Origin of the sequence: Salibacterium lacus (assembly GCF_042684865.1) — a bacterium.
In the GTDB taxonomy this organism is placed as follows: Bacteria; Bacillota; Bacilli; order Bacillales; family Marinococcaceae; genus Salibacterium; species Salibacterium lacus.
The window spans coordinates 807,816-825,032 of the sequence record NZ_JBHUML010000002.1; the positions used below are offsets into that span (position 1 = coordinate 807,816).

The 17,217-nt window shown below is 49.0% G+C and carries 18 protein-coding genes; all 18 read right to left on the minus strand.

Features of this window, described 5'->3' with window-relative positions:
- Position 1: 1 nt before the first annotated feature.
- The 18 genes from fliF to rplS all read right to left on the minus strand — a co-directional run bounded on the left by fliF (position 2) and on the right by rplS (position 17,200).
- Entirely contained in the window at positions 2–1,582 is a 1,581-nt protein-coding gene (gene fliF, locus ACFSUB_RS04970; protein WP_380712083.1) for a flagellar basal-body MS-ring/collar protein FliF, read from the minus strand.
- 36 nt (positions 1,583–1,618) lie between these two features.
- Entirely contained in the window at positions 1,619–1,933 is a 315-nt protein-coding gene (gene fliE / locus ACFSUB_RS04975) for a flagellar hook-basal body complex protein FliE (protein WP_380712085.1), read from the minus strand.
- Between the two features lie 14 nt (positions 1,934–1,947).
- Positions 1,948–2,412 (minus strand): flagellar basal body rod protein FlgC, encoded by a 465-nt coding sequence (gene flgC, locus ACFSUB_RS04980; protein WP_380712086.1) that lies wholly within the window; start codon positions 2,410–2,412, stop codon positions 1,948–1,950.
- Between the two features lie 28 nt (positions 2,413–2,440).
- Positions 2,441–2,839 (minus strand): flagellar basal body rod protein FlgB, encoded by a 399-nt coding sequence (flgB, locus tag ACFSUB_RS04985; protein ID WP_380712087.1) that lies wholly within the window; start codon positions 2,837–2,839, stop codon positions 2,441–2,443.
- Between the two features lie 433 nt (positions 2,840–3,272).
- Positions 3,273–4,055 carry a GTP-sensing pleiotropic transcriptional regulator CodY gene (codY, locus tag ACFSUB_RS04990; protein WP_090927911.1) on the minus strand — a complete coding sequence of 261 codons (783 nt, stop codon included), beginning with the start codon at positions 4,053–4,055 and terminating at the stop codon, positions 3,273–3,275.
- 24 nt (positions 4,056–4,079) lie between these two features.
- Positions 4,080–5,471 carry an ATP-dependent protease ATPase subunit HslU gene (hslU, locus tag ACFSUB_RS04995; protein ID WP_380712088.1) on the minus strand — a complete coding sequence of 464 codons (1,392 nt, stop codon included), beginning with the start codon at positions 5,469–5,471 and terminating at the stop codon, positions 4,080–4,082.
- Positions 5,472–5,490: 19 nt separating this feature from the next.
- Complete coding sequence (gene hslV / locus ACFSUB_RS05000; protein ID WP_380712089.1) at positions 5,491–6,036, minus strand: ATP-dependent protease subunit HslV; 546 nt, start codon at positions 6,034–6,036, stop codon at positions 5,491–5,493.
- Between the two features lie 4 nt (positions 6,037–6,040).
- The gene (xerC, locus tag ACFSUB_RS05005) at positions 6,041–6,961 is read right to left on the minus strand and encodes a tyrosine recombinase XerC (protein WP_380712090.1); all 921 of its coding nucleotides are present in this window, start codon (positions 6,959–6,961) and stop codon (positions 6,041–6,043) included.
- A gap of 165 nt (positions 6,962–7,126) precedes the next feature.
- Complete coding sequence (gene topA / locus ACFSUB_RS05010; RefSeq protein ID WP_380712091.1) at positions 7,127–9,199, minus strand: type I DNA topoisomerase; 2,073 nt, start codon at positions 9,197–9,199, stop codon at positions 7,127–7,129.
- A 254-nt stretch (positions 9,200–9,453) separates the two neighbouring features.
- A complete protein-coding gene (gene dprA / locus ACFSUB_RS05015; protein WP_380712093.1) occupies positions 9,454–10,269 on the minus strand; it encodes a DNA-processing protein DprA in 816 nt (271 codons plus the stop codon).
- A gap of 102 nt (positions 10,270–10,371) precedes the next feature.
- Entirely contained in the window at positions 10,372–11,283 is a 912-nt protein-coding gene (gene sucD / locus ACFSUB_RS05020; protein ID WP_380712094.1) for a succinate--CoA ligase subunit alpha, read from the minus strand.
- Between the two features lie 20 nt (positions 11,284–11,303).
- Positions 11,304–12,464, minus strand: coding sequence for an ADP-forming succinate--CoA ligase subunit beta (gene sucC / locus ACFSUB_RS05025; RefSeq protein WP_380712095.1), 1,161 nt, complete (start codon positions 12,462–12,464; stop codon positions 11,304–11,306).
- A 268-nt stretch (positions 12,465–12,732) separates the two neighbouring features.
- On the minus strand, positions 12,733–12,885 hold the full coding sequence (locus tag ACFSUB_RS05030; protein ID WP_380712096.1) for a hypothetical protein: 153 nt from the start codon (positions 12,883–12,885) through the stop codon (positions 12,733–12,735).
- A 44-nt stretch (positions 12,886–12,929) separates the two neighbouring features.
- Positions 12,930–13,208, minus strand: a complete 279-nt coding sequence (locus ACFSUB_RS05035) for an EscU/YscU/HrcU family type III secretion system export apparatus switch protein (RefSeq protein WP_380712097.1) — start codon at positions 13,206–13,208, stop codon at positions 12,930–12,932.
- On the minus strand, positions 13,205–15,028 hold the full coding sequence (locus tag ACFSUB_RS05040) for a hypothetical protein (protein WP_380712098.1): 1,824 nt from the start codon (positions 15,026–15,028) through the stop codon (positions 13,205–13,207). Before ACFSUB_RS05040 ends, ACFSUB_RS05035 begins: the two co-directional genes overlap by 4 nt.
- A gap of 18 nt (positions 15,029–15,046) precedes the next feature.
- Entirely contained in the window at positions 15,047–15,814 is a 768-nt protein-coding gene (locus ACFSUB_RS05045; protein ID WP_380712099.1) for a ribonuclease HII, read from the minus strand.
- Positions 15,811–16,743 carry a ribosome biogenesis GTPase YlqF gene (gene ylqF / locus ACFSUB_RS05050; RefSeq protein ID WP_380712100.1) on the minus strand — a complete coding sequence of 311 codons (933 nt, stop codon included), beginning with the start codon at positions 16,741–16,743 and terminating at the stop codon, positions 15,811–15,813. Before ylqF ends, ACFSUB_RS05045 begins: the two co-directional genes overlap by 4 nt.
- 112 nt (positions 16,744–16,855) lie before the next feature.
- Complete coding sequence (rplS, locus tag ACFSUB_RS05055; protein ID WP_380712101.1) at positions 16,856–17,200, minus strand: 50S ribosomal protein L19; 345 nt, start codon at positions 17,198–17,200, stop codon at positions 16,856–16,858.
- Positions 17,201–17,217: the final 17 nt, after the last annotated feature.

Sequence of the window (17,217 nt, forward strand, 5' to 3'; positions counted from 1 at the left end):
CTTACTCATCGGACAACCACGTCCGTAATAGTTTCGAAAATTCCTCTGGATTTTCCTGAGCCAGATTCTCCAGCTGCTTTCTGCGTTGTGCTTCTTCGCTGTTATCTTCATCCGGAAGATCCGGTATCGGTTCGGCTGTGGTCATTTCCTCTTCGGTCCATTCTTCCCCTCGGCTTCTTCTCCGGATCAACATAACAAAGAGTGCAAGAACCATGAACAACAGTGCTCCTCCGGCAATATACACCCACATCGGGATGGATGTTCCTGCTTCTTCCTGTACCTCCTGCTGGCCGTTGAACGGCTGGGAGGCAACATAAATGTTGTCCTCAATGGCGCCTGCTTCCATATCTTCCTGATACTCGGCATTAATGCTTGTATTCACCATGGTGGTGAGCATTTCTTCAATATCGGTGATCGTCTGCGGGTCGAGCGAGTCCGGATTATCAGGTTCCGGCGGTTCCACCATGACCTGAATACCGAGGTCACGGATTTTATACGGGCTTTCCGTGATCTGACGATGAATTCTGTTCACCTCGTAATTGATCCGTTCTTCATCCCTCTCGTAATCACCCTGTCCGTTGGCGGCTCCAGCTGGATAGTTCGCCACGTCTCCTTCGCCTGCTCCCGCAACGCCGCCGTCCTCAGGCGGCTGTCCTTCGTAGGCTTCTTCAATCCGCTCGGCGCTGACGGCGATGCCTTCCATATTCTCCTCATCGACCGGTTCAACCAAAGCCTCTTCTCTCGTTTCCTGGGTGAAATCAAGATCTGTCGTCACAGAAACGGCTACCTTGTTCAGTCCCATCATGCGGCCGAGCATCTGCTGGAGTCTTGACTGAATATCCTTTTCAATGTCTTCCTGAATGCTCCGCTGTTCTTCATAAGCACTCATCGTGGAGTCACTGCCGGAATCTTCATAGGTGAACTGTTCAAACATCTGATTCATAATGACGATGTTGTCCACTGTCAGCTCGGGTACACTTTTTGAAACGAGATGATGCAGCGCCCTGACCTGGGACTGTTCAAGGTCTGCCGTTCCACCTGTATCAACCACGACAGAAGCGGAGGCATTGCCGCCTTCTTCAGCCACCCATGTGGACTCTTTGGGCATGTTAATCATGACGTCAGCCGCTTCCACCCCATCAATATTCTCCATGAGCCCGCTGAGTTCGGTCTGTATCGCGGCACGTTCCATTGTGTTGAACTCATTGTCTGTCATGCCAAAGCCCATCTGGTCCTCAATAAAGGAATAATCAATGCTTCCACTATCCGGAAGACCTTCCGCAGCTAGATCCACTTTCAGGGAATCGACCTGCTCCTGCGGGACCCGGATGGTGGATCCATTGTTTGACAGTTCATAGGCAATCCCCCTGGAATCAAGATTCTCCGTAATCTGCCCTGTCTCTTCCTGGGTTAATTCAGAATAAAGCGGAGCGAAGTTCGTCCTGGTCGTAAAAAACACAGCGAGAAAAATAATAAGTATAAGTAAAACGATAGAGCCGATCAGCAGTATTTTCTGGACACCGCTTCGGCTGCGCCAGTATTCGGTTGTCTTCTGTCTGAATTGTAGTAGCTTCTCTTTCATGGGGCCTCCCGATTTCCATTATCCGCTGTCAGCAGATCAAACCTGCATGCGCATGACTTTCTGGTAGGATTCCAGTGCCTTATTCCGCACTTCGACAGTGGTCTGCAGCATGACGCCTGCTTTCTCTGCGGAAACCATGACTTCATGAAGATTTTCCACTTCACCGGAGGCGAGTTTTGACGTCATTTCATTCGATTTGACCTGGGCGTCATTCACCTCTGTAACCGCATTGTTTAATGCGTTTTTGAATGATTCCTGGGCTTCAGCAGGAGATGTGTTGTTGTTGGAGGCCGCCTTCAATGCCCCGGTCTGCTGAGCCGCTTCCGGGCCCCCTATAAAACTTTCAAACATTCATAGTCCTCCTCTTACTGACCTCTTCCGATTTCAAGTGCTTTAAGCATCATGTTTTTCGACGCATTCATGGATGTAATATTAGCTTGATAGGAACGGCTTGCCCCCATCATGTTCACCATTTCTTTCAGAGGATCCACATTCGGCATGTCAACGTATCCGTCCTCACCGGCATCAGGGTGTTCTGGATTGTATACCTGCTTAAATGGAGACTCGTCCTCCACAATGCCTGTCACTTCTGTACCGGTTCCTGCCTGGGGACTGCCGCCGCTTCCCATTGCCTTTTGAAGGTGGGAGGAAAAACCGGAATCCGACGAGCTCATCGTCACCATCTTCCTGCGGTATGGCTCCCACTCCCCGTCTACGAGAGTCCCTCTGGTGGAATCGGCATTCGCTGTATTGGCCGAAGCAACATCCATCCGCAGGCGCTGGGCCGTCAGTCCGGAAGCTGCTGCATTTACTCCATCAAATAATCCCACTGCTCATTCCCTCCATTTTCATCATCGATTAATTAGAGCGTACCGCGGTTTTTAGACTGCTGAACTTACTGCTTAACCGATCAGTCAGTGCATTGTAGTAAATCTGGTTTTTAGCGGAATCTGTCATTTCCTTGTCTATATCGACATTGTTGCCGTTATGATTATACATCGTGGAAGTGTCCCGGCTGACATAAATCGAGTCACTGCCGTTTCCTCCAAAAGGAATATGCTGCTGATTTGTCTGCTGCGCCTGGATCTTGTCGTTTTGCATTGCTTCATTCAGGGTATGCTTGAAGTGGGCGCTCTTCGCCTTGTAATTCGGCGTATCTACATTGGAAATATTGTCTGATATCGTCTTCTGCCGCGTAGCCGCACCTTTCAGTCCCTGTTCCAGGTTGTGAAACGTGGCGGAATCAAATAACCCCATACGCTACCTCCTTCCCCCTACTAAAGACCTTATTAAGACAGGAAATTAATTTGGCTTTTTCATTTCCGGCAAAACCTGCCATTTTCTTCTATACTTCGAGGACTTCCACCCAAATTGTATAAAAATATGTGACATTTGTCTAAGGGTGTTTTCACGGTTTTTCATTTCGATAAAAAAGGACCACACCAGTTTTTCCAATATAAATAGTCCTTTTTTCCTAATTAAATTTTCCTGGTATCGTTTTCACGTCTGAGACCTTCACACCCCCGTTCAATATAGTGTAAGGCTTGCCGCGCTTTCTTTTACCCTGATTTGCGTTTCACGTATATCGAAACGCAGCAATGTCCTTACATAGGCCTAACTTATTGATTTCTGAAAATATGAAAACCCGCTGCCTCATACAAGCAGCGGGTTTGATTATTATGATTCGGTTTTAGCTGTTGGCTTTCAGTTTTTCAAGTTCGTAGAGAAATTTATCATTCAATACTTTGATGTATGTTCCTTTCATTCCAAGGGAACGGGATTCGATGACTCCGGCACTCTCAAGCTTCCGGAGCGCGTTCACAATCACAGATCGGGTAATGCCGACTCTGTCGGCAATCTTGCTTGCGACCAGCAGACCTTCTTTTCCTTCCAGCTCTTCGAAAATGTGCTCCACTGCTTCCAGTTCACTGTATGACAACGAGCTGATCGCCATTTGAACAACCGCTTTGCTGCGTGCCTCTTCCTCAATTTCCTGTGTTTTTTCATGGAGGATTTCCATTCCTACTACCGTTGCCCCGTACTCGGCTAAAATAAGATCATCGTCATCGAAATGCTCATTGAGGCGTGCCAGGACCAGCGTACCAAGACGCTGTCCGCCGCCGTTAATCGGAACGACTGTCGTCAGACCGGAGCTGAACAGTTCCCTGTTCTCCACCGGAAAGGCAGTATAATCGCTGTTTATATCAAGATTCGGAGAGGTTTCATCGATTTTGAAAAGGCCGGATGTATATTCCTCCGGAAACTGACGTTCTTCCAGCATTTTTTTCATCCGGTCATTTTCAATTTCCTGTTTAATAGCATATCCGAGCAGTTTTCCCCGGCGGCTGACGACAAATACATTGGAACTTATAATATCACGGAGCGTTTCCGCCATATCTTTAAAGTTTACATGGTCTCCTGCCGTTTTTTGCAGCATGTCGTTAATTTTGCGGCTTTTTGATAATAGATCCATCTGAGACTCCTCCTGTTTTTTCTCTTATAAAATATATCGGCTCATATCTCTGTTTTTTGCAATCGAAGCCAGTTTTTCCTCCACATAAGAGGAGGTGATTGTCACCGTCTCCATTGTGATATCCGGTGCCTCGAACGATAAATCTTCAAGCAGGCGTTCCAGCAGCGTATGAAGTCTGCGGGCACCGATATTTTCCGTGTGCTGGTTAACGTCCTGGGCCATTTCAGCAATCTTGTGAACAGCTTCGTCAGAAAATTCAACATTTATACCTTCTGTATGCAGCAGTGCTTGGTACTGTTTTGTCAGGGCCTGATCCGGCTCCTGCAGAATCCGGACAAAATCTTCAGCACCAAGGTTGTCAAGTTCCACCCGGATCGGAAAACGCCCCTGGAGTTCTGGAATCAGATCAGAAGGCTTCGTCGTGTGAAAAGCCCCGGCACTGATAAACAGAATATGGTCGGTTTTTACCGTCCCGTACTTGGTTGATACTGCCGACCCTTCTACAATCGGCAGGATATCCCGCTGGACGCCTTCCCGCGACACATCGGCACTGGATTGCTGATTTCCGGCAACTTTGTCGATTTCATCTATGAACACCATACCCAGCTGTTCTGCTTTCGAAACAGCAATCTGTCCCACCTCATCCATATCAATGAGCTGCTGGGCTTCCTGCTCCTCGAGCACCGGTCTCGCTTCTCTTACCGTCAGCCGACGCTCCTTTTTGTTTTTAGGCATCATGCCGCCCAACATTTCCTGCATGTTCATGCCCATCTGTTCCATGCCGGACCCTTGAAACATATCAGACATGCCGCGGCCCTGCTCTTCCACTTCAATTGTGACCATATGATCTTCAAGCTCTCCCATGGCCAGCTGATGTTCCATCCGGCGTCTTTTTCCGGCAATATCCTGGTCTTCCTCTGTTTCTTCTTTGGTTTCTTCCTGGTTCTGCTGCTGAAAAAGCATGTCAAAAGGGTTTTTGCTCTGCTGCTGCTTCTTTTTTTCCGGAACGAGCAGTTTTACGAGGCGTTTCTCCGCTTCACGTGCTGCTTCATTTTTTACCTCTTCCATCTTTTCCTCTTTGACAAGCCGCGCTGACGTCTCTACCAGGTCCCGGATCATGGATTCGACATCACGGCCGACATAGCCGACCTCTGTGAATTTTGTCGCTTCTACTTTGACAAAAGGGGCTCCGGCCAGTTTTGCGAGCCTTCTTGCGATTTCGGTCTTTCCGACTCCGGTCGGACCAATCATGAGAATATTTTTCGGGGTGATTTCATCCCGCAGACTTTCCTCCAGCAGGCTTCTTCTGTACCTGTTCCGCAGTGCAACAGCTACGGAGCGCTTTGCCTGGTTCTGACCGATAATATACTGATCGAGGATCTCCACAATTTTTTTCGGTGTCAGCGGAGTGTTCATCTCTCATCCGCCCTTTCCATTATTCGATTTCTTCTACAACCAGCTGGTCATTGGTAAATACACAGATATCGCCGGCGGTCTTCAGAGAAGCTTCCGCCATCTCTTTTGCTTCCATGTAGGAAGCATGCTGCTTTAATGCCCTTCCGGCAGCAAGGGCATAGTTTCCTCCCGAACCTATCGCAATCAGGCCGTCATCCGGTTCAATGACTTCACCGGTGCCGGCCACAAGCAGGAGGGTGTCTTTATCCATCACAACGAGCATTGCTTCCAGACGACGGAGTGTTTTATCACTGCGCCATTCCTTGGCGAGTTCCACGGCTGCCCTCTGCAGCTGGCCGTTCCACTGTTCGAGTCTGGATTCAAACATATCAAACAGGGTAAAAGCATCCGCCACCGATCCAGCGAATCCTGCAAGCACCCGGTCATGATAAATTTTTCTTACTTTTCTTGCGGTCTGTTTCATCACAACCGCCTGGCCGAATGTCACCTGTCCGTCTCCGGCCATCGCAGCTTTTCCGTTATGATGAACAGCAAATATTGTGGTGGCATGAAACGATGACTCCATGGTTTTATCCTCCATTCCTTTCCGAGCGTGGATGAGCCTTATTGTACACTTCCCGGAGCCGGTCCTTTGTTACATGGGTGTAAATCTGGGTCGTGGAAAGATTCGCATGTCCCAGGAGCTGTTGGACACTGCGCAGATCCGCTCCCTGATTCAACAGATGCGTCGCAAACGTGTGACGAAGATCATGCGGGGACAGCTGCAGTGTCGCCGATACATCTTTCACCCGTTTGTTCACAATATAGCGGATCCCCCGGTCCGTCAGCGGCGTTCCTTTATTGTTCAGAAACAAAACGGCCGTATCACTGCCGCTTTTTTGTACCAGCCGGCGCCTTGCATAACGGCGGTAATGATCAACCGCCTCCATGGCAAAACTCCCGACAGGTACGTACCGCTCCCTGCCGCCTTTTCCATGCACGAGAATGGTTCCAAGTTCTTCATCCAGGTGCTGTTCTTCCAACCGGCACAATTCGCTGACGCGAAGCCCTGTGGCATACAGCAGTTCAAAAAGGGCCAGATCGCGCTGATCGAGATCTTTTTCGACATCAAAAGAATCAAACAGCGCCTCGAGCTCCTGTTCATACAAAAACCTGGGTAGTTTTTTCTGTTTTTTCGGCAGATTGGAAGAGGCAAAGGGGTTGGTTTCCATATGCCCTTCTTTTTTTACATACCTGTAAAACGTACGCAGGACGGAAATTTTGCGGGCAGCACTGCTGCGCCCGTATTTCTCATCAAAAAGATGCGTTAAATACAACCGGGCTGTATTCATATCCACATCCAGGGGAGAATGGATGCCTTCCGCCTGTAAAAAACGGAAATAATCATCCAGATCTTTTCGGTACGCATCAATCGTTAAAGACGATGCGTTTTTCTCCACCTGAAGATATTGCAGGAATATGTCATACCAGTATTTCCAGTCTTCATTCATGTCTGTCACCTCACGCACAAAAGCTCTTAAATTCTAACATAGACCCTGTTCCCGTTCAAGGAAATTGATTATTTTTTCATAAAATTCTGACGAGACCTGTCCCTGATTATATGCGTGCTACATAGGAAAACCCCCTTTTGTGAAAAAGGGGATTCCTTTTTATCTTTAGTTCGGTTCTTCTTTATAGTCACAGTCGGTGCACTGAACATGTACACCCTTTTTCGTCTTTTTCTCAACGAGCATGGATTCACATTTCGGGCACGGGCGCGAAATCGGTTTATCCCAGGAAATGAAGTCACACTCGGGGTAGCGGTCACAGCCGTAAAATTTCCGCTGTTTTTTGCTTTTACGCTCTACGACGTTTCCTTCTTTACATTTAGGACAGTCCACTCCGATTTCTTTCATAATAGCTTTTGTGTTCCGGCATTCCGGAAAGTTCGAGCAGGCCATGAATCTACCGTAGCGTCCCATCTTATAAACCATCGGGCTTCCGCACAATTCACAGTCTTCCCCGGCCGGCTCGTCACGAATCTCGACTTCTTCCATTTCCTCTTCCGCCACTTTCAGCCGTTTCTCGAAGTCTTGATAGAATTCATCGATGATTTCAATCCAATTCTGGCGTCCCTCTTCAATATAGTCAAGGTCGTTTTCCATTTTCGCAGTGAACTCCACATCCAGAATTTCCGGGAAAAATTCGACGATTAAATCAAGTACTATTTCGCCTAGTTCGGTCGGCACAAAACGTTTCTCTTCGAGTGCGACATAATTGCGGCGCTGAACGGTGTCCAGTGTCGGCGCGTAGGTCGACGGTCTGCCGATACCCATTTCCTCCATTGTCCTGACAAGCCTTGCTTCTGTGTAACGGGGAGGGGGCTGGGTAAAGTGTTGATTCTCGGTCATTTCCTGCTCTTTTACCTGCTCTCCCTCTTTGAGATCCGGAAGAAATGTGTCTTTTTCTTTCTTTCCATCATCGCTTCCTTCCACGTATACTTTCATAAATCCCTGGAATTTTACTTTGGATCCATTTGCCCGGAAGATGACCCCGTTGTTGTCCATATCCACTGACATGGTATCCATGACAGCCGGCGCCATCTGACTGGCCATCAAGCGTTCCCAGATTAGTTTATAAAGCCTGTACTGATCACGGCTTAAGTGGGATTTCACGCTTTTTGGATCATTGCTGATGGTTGTAGGTCTTACCGCTTCGTGAGCATCCTGGGCGTTGGAATTCTGCGCAGGCTGTTTTTGATTGGTTCCGAGATATTCTTTCCCGTAGTGCTCTTCTATATACGCTTTCGCATCTTCTTTTGCCGTGTTGGACACTCTCGTTGAATCCGTCCGCATGTAAGTAATAAGCCCGATGGTTCCCGCCTTACCGAGGTCCACTCCTTCATACAGCTGCTGGGCGATCATCATCGTTTTCTTGGCGCGGAAGTTCAGCTTCCGGGCCGCTTCCTGCTGAAGCAGGGATGTTGTAAACGGCTGGACGGGGTTGCGTTTCCTTTCTTTTTTGGTGACTTTCTCAATGGTGAAGGAGTCGTCTTTCATCCGACTTCGTACGCTGTCCACATCCTCTTTGGAACGCAGTTCCTGCTTTTTGCCATCCACGCCGTAAAACTTCGCCTCAAAGGCATCTTTATCACGCTGAAAGGATCCTTCGATACTCCAGTATTCTTCCGGCACAAATTGTTGAATCTCTTTTTCCCGGTCGATAATCATTTTAACCGCTATCGACTGCACACGGCCGGCACTCAGTCCTTTCTTCACTTTTTTCCAGAGAAGCGGGCTGATATTGTATCCGACAAGTCTGTCGAGAATCCGTCGGGCCTGCTGGGCGTCCACGAGATCCATATTGATCTTACGCGGTTCTTTGAATGCATCTTTTATAGCTGACTTTGTGATTTCGTTAAAGACGACCCGGCACTCTGATTCCGGATCTATGTTGAGACTATAGGCAAGGTGCCAGGCAATAGCCTCGCCTTCCCTGTCGGGGTCGGCGGCAAGGTACACTTTCTTCACCTTTTTGGCCGCTGCTTTCAGTTCCTTCAGTATCGGTCCTTTTCCCCGGATCGTAATATACTTTGGATCAAAATTATTCTCCGAATCCACTCCCATCTGGCTTTTCGGTAAATCCCGGATATGTCCCATGGAAGCTTTCACTGTATATTTTTTCCCAAGATATTTGCTGATCGTTTTCGCCTTAGCGGGAGATTCCACGATTACTAAATAATCTGCCATATCTCTTGTTTCCTCCCCCTTTTTGCTGCTTTTTGATTTTCCATATTATCAACCAGTGTTCTGCACTTTGTCAAATCTTTTACATTTTTATATTGCTGCATTTATTGTTTAGTCATTCTCAAGGTGTCTGTTCTTCATTTCATTCTCCGCTAATTAGTAAAACTATCTATTGTTTTGGGAAACAAATCACAATCATTTTTTCACAGTTTATGTGCCGTGTCCACCCAAAATGTCTATGTTCCTCTTATTCCTCTTCATCCGGACTCCAGAAGATCATGCGCACCCGTGACCGGCAGAGCCCCTTCTTTGATAAGCTGGTTCGTTCCGGCCGACATCGGGGAAAATATAGATCCGGGCAGCACTTTGACGTCCCGCCCCTGCTCCAGGGCCTGATAGGCGGTAATCAGCGATCCGCTGCGGGAGGCGGCTTCGGTTATAAATACAGCATCCGACAAACCGCTTATAATTCGGTTGCGCATCGGAAACTGCCATTTTCTCGGTGGAGTGTCGGGGGGAAATTCGGAGAGCAGCAGATGACAGCGCGAAAGCTGGTGGAAAATAGCTGTGTTCTCCCTGGGATAAATATGAGCGAATCCCGCACCCAGCACAGCGGCGGCTGCCCCTTTTTTTCGAACAGTCAATTTGTGGGCGGCGGTATCTGTCCCCGCAGCTAAACCGCTTATGATACACGTGCCCTGTTCAATCACTGGCGGAAGCAGTTCTTCAAGAGCTTCCAGTCCGTAAGAAGTCGGTTTTCTCGTTCCTACTACAGCAAGACTTTTTTCACTGTGAAGCAGATCGATTCTGCCTTTGGCATAAAGCACCCAGGGCGGATCATATATGTGCCGGAGCCGTTGCGGATATTCTTTCATAAAAGGAGTCAGAATGTGAATGTCCTGTTTCTCATAACAGGCGGGTGTACGTTCCGTGGAATGAAGATAACGGCGTAAAGAAGAAGCTTGGTAAGGCTCGAGATGGAGGCATTGGGCAAGCTCAGAGGCAGAAAGATGATAAGGAAGAGAGAAAGTCGGATCGATGCGGTAAATGGCTGCTGTCCTTTTCCATGTCATATGCGGCGCTTCATGCAGGTGGAGGAGCCGTGTCGTTTCCGTAGGCATTCATCCTTTCATAAAAAGGGCGGGCTTGATAAAAGCCCGCCCCGTTTCTTTTTTCTATTGTGGATCGTGTGTCAGACACTTTTCAAACAGATTGTTTCTTTTCAGGGAGGAAATCAGCGTATCTCCGATGTCAGCCGGTGTATCGGCAACGTCAACCCCGGAGCTTTCGAGGGTTTTAATCTTTTCATCGGCTGTTCCTTTTCCACCGGAAATGATGGCACCGGCATGGCCCATTCTTTTTCCAGGAGGTGCAGTACGTCCGCCGATAAAGCCGACAACAGGTTTGTCCATGTTTTCCCGGATCCATTCAGCGGCTTCTTCTTCTGCTGTACCGCCGATTTCACCAATCATGATAACCGCTTCGGTATCATCATCTTCGTTGAATTCTTTCAGCACATCGATGAAGCTTGTGCCGTTCACCGGATCGCCGCCGATGCCTACAGCTGTAGACTGACCGACACCGTTGGTGGAGAGCTGGTGTACAGCTTCATACGTCAATGTACCGGAACGGGAAACGACGCCGACATGACCTTTTTTATGAATATATCCCGGCATGATACCGATTTTGCATTCTTCCGGTGTGATAACCCCCGGGCAGTTTGGTCCGACCAGGCGGGTTTTCTTCCCTTCCATAAAACGCTTTACTTTCAGCATATCACTGACAGGGATACCTTCTGTAATGCAGATAGCCAGATCCATCTCTTCGTCCACTGCTTCAATGATAGCATCCGCCGCAAAAGCAGGTGGAACATAAATGACGGAAGCATTGGCTCCGGTTTCGGTTACTGCGTCGCGGAGGGTATCAAATACCGGAACGCCTTCAATTTCGGTTCCGCCTTTCCCTGGTGTAACGCCTCCGACAATATTCGTTCCATAGGCAAGCGCCTGCTGGGTATGAAACAGGCCGGTTGAACCGGTGATGCCCTGTACAACAACTTTGGTATCTTTATCGATAAAGATGCTCATTTTGACTTCGTCCCGCCTTTCTATTGCACTTGAGATACGATTTTCTGTGCGCCGTCAGCCATGGAATCCGCTGCTGTGATGTTCAATCCGGATTCTTCCAGAATCTTCTTTCCGGTTTCCACGTTTGTGCCTTCAAGACGCACAACGAGTGGTATTTCAAGACCGATCTGCTCCGTTGCTTCTACAACACCTTCAGCAATGACATCACACTTCATGATACCGCCGAAAATATTAACGTAAATGCCTTTCACCTGATCATCCTCAAGAATAATCTTAAAAGCTTCCGTTACTTTTTCCGCCGTGGCGCCGCCGCCGACGTCAAGGAAGTTGGCTGGATCGCCGTTGTAATACTTGATGATGTCCATCGTGGACATGGCAAGACCCGCACCATTGACCATGCAGCCGATATTGCCGTCAAGTGCAATATAACTGAGATCAAATTTGGATGCTTCGATTTCTTTTGGATCTTCTTCATCCAGATCGCGGTATTCAAGGATGTCTTTCTGACGGTACAGCGCATTGGAATCAAAGTTCAATTTCGCATCCAGTGCCATCACACTGCCGTCTCCTGTTGTAACAAGCGGGTTGATTTCTGCTACGGAGCAGTCTTTTTCCATGTACACATTGTACAATCCGAGCATAAATTTAACCGCCTGCTTCAAAAGGTCTTTCGGGATATTGATGTTAAATGCGAGACGGCGTGCCTGATACGGCTGCATGCCGACTGCCGGATCAATATACTCACGGAAAATCTTTTCAGGGTTATTTTCCGCTACTTCTTCAATTTCGGTTCCGCCTTCTTCCGACGCCATCATAACGACGCGGGACGATGCGCGGTCCATGACGAGTCCGACGTAATATTCGCTTTGGATGTCGGATCCTTCTTCAATAAAAAGCCGTTTTACTTCTTTTCCTTCCGGACCTGTTTGATGCGTGACAAGTGTTTTGCCCAGAAGTTCTTCGGCATATGTACGCACCTCATCCAGTGATTTTGCGATCTTGACCCCGCCGGCTTTTCCGCGCCCGCCTGCATGAATCTGGGCTTTCACGACAGAAACTGCAGATCCGAGTTCTTTGGCAGCTTCTACTGCTTCATCCGCGGAAAAGGCTACTTTTCCATTTGGTACGGCTACCCCGTATTCTCTGAGGAGCTCTTTTCCTTGATACTCATGAATATTCATGTTCTCTCCATCCTCCTAACGATTCGATACGAATACCCGCTTCAGGCTGAACCTTTCGGGAAAGGATATCAGGTGCCAGGCGCAGGCTGTATCAGCAGGCCATTGCTTCGCACGCACTTATTATCGTATAAAAAAAAACCGGTAAATTCAACAATTCGGCTCGATTTTGTCGTCAAGCGCTGTCACTTTTTTACCGGAATGATTAAAAAATCCCGGTGGCACAGCCTCCGGGACCTGAAATAATTCAAGGTGAATAATGTTGGGATCTTCATCGTCCACGCGCTTTTTTCATTAGTTTTTTCCAAAATTCTTTTAACAGGGACAAAGAATCGGTTTCGGAAGTGCTTCGAAAATAGCCGAGCTCCTGTCCGGCTTCCACTTTGTAAGAGCGTTTTTTGTCTTTTTGGCGTCTTCGTTTCATCACAGGCTCCTTTTTACCTGTAAGGTGCCCGTTTTATCCTGATTCTATGATGAAGAATGCTGATCAACGCGGTATAAAAAGGCGAACACTTCCGCAACGACTTCGTATAATTCAGGGGGGATCGATTGATTAATTTCAAGCTGCGAGAGAAGCTCCACAAGGGAAGGGTCTTCCTGTACAGGGATATTGTTTTCCCTCGCTCGTTCGATAATTTCTTCAGCAATAAGTCCTCTGCCTTTCGCTTTCACACTTGGTGCCTGTTCCGACTGCGCCTGATAGCCAAGCGCCACCGCTGATCGGCGCGGATGCTGGTTACCACTCATATACGTACATCCACTCCTTCCCAGCCGCTGTAGGATGCGGTTGGAGTTTTATATACATTTTGTTCTTCATCTGACGATTTCCAGTGAACGGCGTTCAAGGTATAATTCTGTTCTTCCAGCCGTTTCTCAAGATAGGGCTGAAGCAGTTCCATCAGTTTCTCCGGCTTCTCTGTTTCATTGTACACATGTACCGTTACACTGCGGTTTTGAATCTGAACGTCCGCAACAGTTTCACCCAGATGCTCCATTTCCAGATAAAATAGAATGCGGCAGTGATCTGGATGAAGGCTGCCATCCTCCTGCCTTTTTCCTTCCCACTGAATAGACAAATCGGTATGAAAACCGGCAAGAGACAGCGGAACCTGCACAGCTGTCTGCTGATACTGACCCTGCTGTTCCTGTGAAAGAAGCTGCTGCCCGGAAATTTTATGAAGCAGCGTCTCGGCATGATCACGCACCGGTTGGGGGAGAGAAGCCATGTTCTGCAGGAGGGACTGTTTCAGGTTATCCGCGTTCATGTGTTCCGGCGTATTTCCTGAAGATGCCGGCTGCCGGGCTATCCCGGATTCATGGTGAAGTCCAAGCTGCTGCAGAAGTTGGGTCAGCTGCCCCGCTGTCTGCGAAAAACCTTGCGCTCCACTCGTTCGGTCATTGGCAAAAGAACCCTGCAGCAGGACGGTAAGTGCCTGATTTTCCGCGGTTCCTGATGCCCGTGCGAGCATGGTCTGCATCATTTGCTGCAGCTGATCTTGCGAAGTCTGTACTCCGTGGGACCGGCCGCCTGCCTGCTGCAGCAGCGACAGCAGTTGCTGCAGTTGCTGTCTGCCGGCTTCTCCTTCGGCCGGAGTGAATCTGGTCATTAACGTCTGAAACAGCTCTGAGGGTTCCATGGAAGCAAGTTTTCTGCCACTGCTGCCTGCGCCCGTCTCCGGCCAAACCTGCTGCACCGCTGTCTGGTTTTCCGGCTTAAGAATGGTCTGTTTGAAAGCAGCAAATCCTTCCTCCGTATCCATTCCAGCAGGTACAACACCTGCTTTCTGCAAAAGCGACACTGCTCCGCTCCGGACAGACCCAGGGGCCTCCTCTGCCCCGGCGAGCTGGAAAAGACGCGCCAGCTGATTCGGTTGATCCGTGCGGCCTGCCAGGTTCATCGTTCCGGCCGACAGCGTTTCCTGCAGCGTCCGAGCAAGGTTTGACATTGCCGCAGCCCGGCTGTCGGAAAAACCGCTCGTCTGAAGCTGCTGAAGACTGTTCTGCAGCTGCTGAAGCTGTGCGCTCAGCGGTTTTCCGTGTTCGGCCTGATAAAGACTCTGGAACGTCTCCTGCGTGAGCGGAAATCCCTTCTGATTCATAGCTGAAAGCAGCTGCACACCTTCCTGGTTCATCGCGCCCGCCTGTTTCAAAAGGACAGCTCCCTGACGAATCATATCTCTGGAGAATGGCAGCTGTTCTGACTGAAAGTGCCGGATCATCGAAAGATTGGCCTTATTTTCTTCCAGACCGAGGGCCTGGAGCACTTTCGCAGCATTGCCCTGATCTGCGGAAGTGCTTTTTAATGCCTGCTGATCAGCTTCGAGGACCTGAAGTCTTGGGATGCCGTCATTCTGACGAACTTGGAAAAAATATCTCTGTCCGGCGTTCAACGCCGCTTCCACCCTTGCCGTTACAGTCATCCCCCCCAGACGAAGAGCCGCCGTCTGATTGGGAAACAGTTTGACGATTTCTCCCTCAAAAACCTGACCCTTCGGAAGAGACAGAGCCGTCTGCCGTGACGTGCTGCTTTTGGTTAAAGATGATGCCTGCAACTGTAGAGGATCCATAACGTTCCACCCTGTTTCTTATTTCTGAATTCTTTCCCGTACCGGGGCAAAGCTGCGCCGATGTTCCGGAGTGGGACCCATCCGGTCCAAAGCAGCAAGGTGCTGAGCCGTCCCGTACCCCATATTTGTATCAAAGCCGTATGCTGGATACTGCTGCGTGAGTTCCGACATGTACCGGTCGCGCTCCACTTTCGCAAGCACTGACGCAGCGGCAATGGAGGCACTTCTTTCGTCCCCTTTTGTCAACGGGAGCTGCGGAAGGTTCGTGGAAATGGTAACCGCATCAACGAGCAGCATATCCGCTTTTGTCTGAAGCCCTTCGACCGCCTGCTTCATGGCTTTCCTGGAAGCCTGGTATATGTTGATGTCATCGATCACTTCTGCCGGAATATGAACGATGTGATAGACAGATTCTGCTTTCAGCTTTTCGTAAAAATATTCGCGTTCCTCTTTTTTCAGTTTCTTTGAATCCGTGAGTCCCGGAAGAAAGCAGTTCTCCGGCAGGATCGCAGCAGCTGCAGTCACCGGACCCGCAAGAGGCCCCCTTCCAACTTCATCCACTCCCGCTGCAGCAGTGAATCCTTTTTCCCTGTACTGGTTTTCAAAGAATAAAGAATCCAGAAAGGCGGACTCCTGTGCCCTCTGCTTTTCTTTCTGCCTGTCGTAGCGGCTGATGAGCTGCCGGACACCTTTTCTCTCGTCCCGGCGGAGCATATCCAGCCACTCCTCTTCCGGACTCTCCTCGAATAGATAATATCTGACTTCGGAAATGCTTAACTTTTTCATGGACCTGTTTCCTCATCTCTACTATTAATATCGGACGGTCCGCCTGATTTCGAAGAGTCATCCGGCTCCTTTTTTTCCTCATGATCCGCCGGTGTTTCAAGCGACAGACGTCCGAGTTTTCCATCCCTGAATTCACGAAGTATCAAAGCGGCGCACTGTTCTTCATCCACGTAACCGCCCGCCTGCAGACATCCTCTTTTTTTCCCTATCTCTATAAACAGAGCACGGTCGTCAGCAGGCAGTTCTTCCAGCCGGTACCGCTCCATTAATGCTGACGGATAACGTTCTTTCAAAAGCCCCGTCAAATAAAGAGCGATATCTTCCATATCCAGCCGCTCATCTTTTATAGCACCAGTCGCTGCAAGCCTGTATCCTACCATCTGATCTTCAAACTTAGGCCATAGAATACCCGGCGTATCCAAGAGTTCCATTTTATTTCCTACTTTCAGCCACTGCTGTGCTTTTGTTATCCCCGGTTTATCCCCGGTCTTTGCCGTTTTCTTTCCGACAAGCCGGTTGATAACCGTTGATTTCCCCACATTGGGAATCCCGAGTATCATGGCACGGATGGCGCGCGGCCGAATCCCTTTTCGTTTCATTTTGTCAAAAATCGGCGCCGTTACCTTTTCTGCTTTGTCTACAACCGGTTTTGCCCCTTTACTTTGGAGAGCATTCAATGTCAGCGCTTCAGCCCCCTGCTGTTCATAAAAACGGAGCCACTGTGCACTTACATCGGGATCGGCCATGTCGCTCTTTGTAAGAACGACGATACGCGGCTTGTCCTGCAGTATGTTATCAAGCATGGGATTCCGCGATGAAAAAGGGATTCTTGCATCCACCAGTTCCACCGCCGCGTCCACCCGTTTTAACTGCTCCGTCACCTGGCGTTTCGCTTTTTCCATATGACCCGGATACCATTGAATCGTCATGGCTGTTCTCCTTTCCTGTCCATCTTCCTGACAGCCTGTCCACAAACGTTCTATTTCTATCTTCTAAAAAAAGACTGCTACGGCGCATTTGCCGTGGCAGTCCTCTGGATTCTTATCGAATTTCTTTGATGCGGGCAGCTTTTCCACGCAGATTGCGGAGATAGTAAAGTCTCGCCTGACGTACTCTGCCGCGGCGCTTCACTTCGATCTTGTCAATACGCGGGGAGTGAACCGGAAATGTACGTTCTACACCAATACCGTAAGATACCTTACGTACGGTGAACGTTTCACTGATTCCGCCTCCGCGGCGTTTAATAACTACGCCCTGGAACACCTGGATACGTTCACGGGAGCCTTCCACGACTTTCGCGTGCACCCGTACAGTATCTCCCGGACGGAAATTCGGAAGATCGGTTTTAAGCTGGTCTTTCGTGATTTCACGAATCAGTTCCTGCATTTTCATTGCCTCCTTCT

What these genes read in the sequence shown, in the direction of transcription:
- fliF (WP_380712083.1), bottom strand. Translation starts at nt 1,582, where the DNA reads ATGAAAGAGAAGCTACTACAATTCAGACAGAAGACAACCGAATACTGG.
- fliE (WP_380712085.1), bottom strand. Translation starts at nt 1,933, where the DNA reads ATGTTTGAAAGTTTTATAGGGGGCCCGGAAGCGGCTCAGCAGACCGGG.
- flgB (WP_380712087.1), bottom strand. Translation starts at nt 2,839, where the DNA reads ATGGGGTTATTTGATTCCGCCACGTTTCACAACCTGGAACAGGGACTG.
- codY (WP_090927911.1), bottom strand. Translation starts at nt 4,055, where the DNA reads ATGGATCTATTATCAAAAAGCCGCAAAATTAACGACATGCTGCAAAAA.
- hslU (WP_380712088.1), bottom strand. Translation starts at nt 5,471, where the DNA reads ATGAACACTCCGCTGACACCGAAAAAAATTGTGGAGATCCTCGATCAG.
- hslV (WP_380712089.1), bottom strand. Translation starts at nt 6,036, where the DNA reads ATGGAGTCATCGTTTCATGCCACCACAATATTTGCTGTTCATCATAAC.
- xerC (WP_380712090.1), bottom strand. Translation starts at nt 6,961, where the DNA reads ATGAATGAAGACTGGAAATACTGGTATGACATATTCCTGCAATATCTT.
- topA (WP_380712091.1), bottom strand. Translation starts at nt 9,199, where the DNA reads ATGGCAGATTATTTAGTAATCGTGGAATCTCCCGCTAAGGCGAAAACG.
- dprA (WP_380712093.1), bottom strand. Translation starts at nt 10,269, where the DNA reads ATGACATGGAAAAGGACAGCAGCCATTTACCGCATCGATCCGACTTTC.
- sucD (WP_380712094.1), bottom strand. Translation starts at nt 11,283, where the DNA reads ATGAGCATCTTTATCGATAAAGATACCAAAGTTGTTGTACAGGGCATC.
- sucC (WP_380712095.1), bottom strand. Translation starts at nt 12,464, where the DNA reads ATGAATATTCATGAGTATCAAGGAAAAGAGCTCCTCAGAGAATACGGG.
- ACFSUB_RS05030 (WP_380712096.1), bottom strand. Translation starts at nt 12,885, where the DNA reads ATGAAACGAAGACGCCAAAAAGACAAAAAACGCTCTTACAAAGTGGAA.
- ACFSUB_RS05035 (WP_380712097.1), bottom strand. Translation starts at nt 13,208, where the DNA reads ATGAGTGGTAACCAGCATCCGCGCCGATCAGCGGTGGCGCTTGGCTAT.
- ACFSUB_RS05040 (WP_380712098.1), bottom strand. Translation starts at nt 15,028, where the DNA reads ATGGATCCTCTACAGTTGCAGGCATCATCTTTAACCAAAAGCAGCACG.
- ACFSUB_RS05045 (WP_380712099.1), bottom strand. Translation starts at nt 15,814, where the DNA reads ATGAAAAAGTTAAGCATTTCCGAAGTCAGATATTATCTATTCGAGGAG.
- ylqF (WP_380712100.1), bottom strand. Translation starts at nt 16,743, where the DNA reads ATGACGATTCAATGGTATCCGGGTCATATGGAAAAAGCGAAACGCCAG.
- rplS (WP_380712101.1), bottom strand. Translation starts at nt 17,200, where the DNA reads ATGCAGGAACTGATTCGTGAAATCACGAAAGACCAGCTTAAAACCGAT.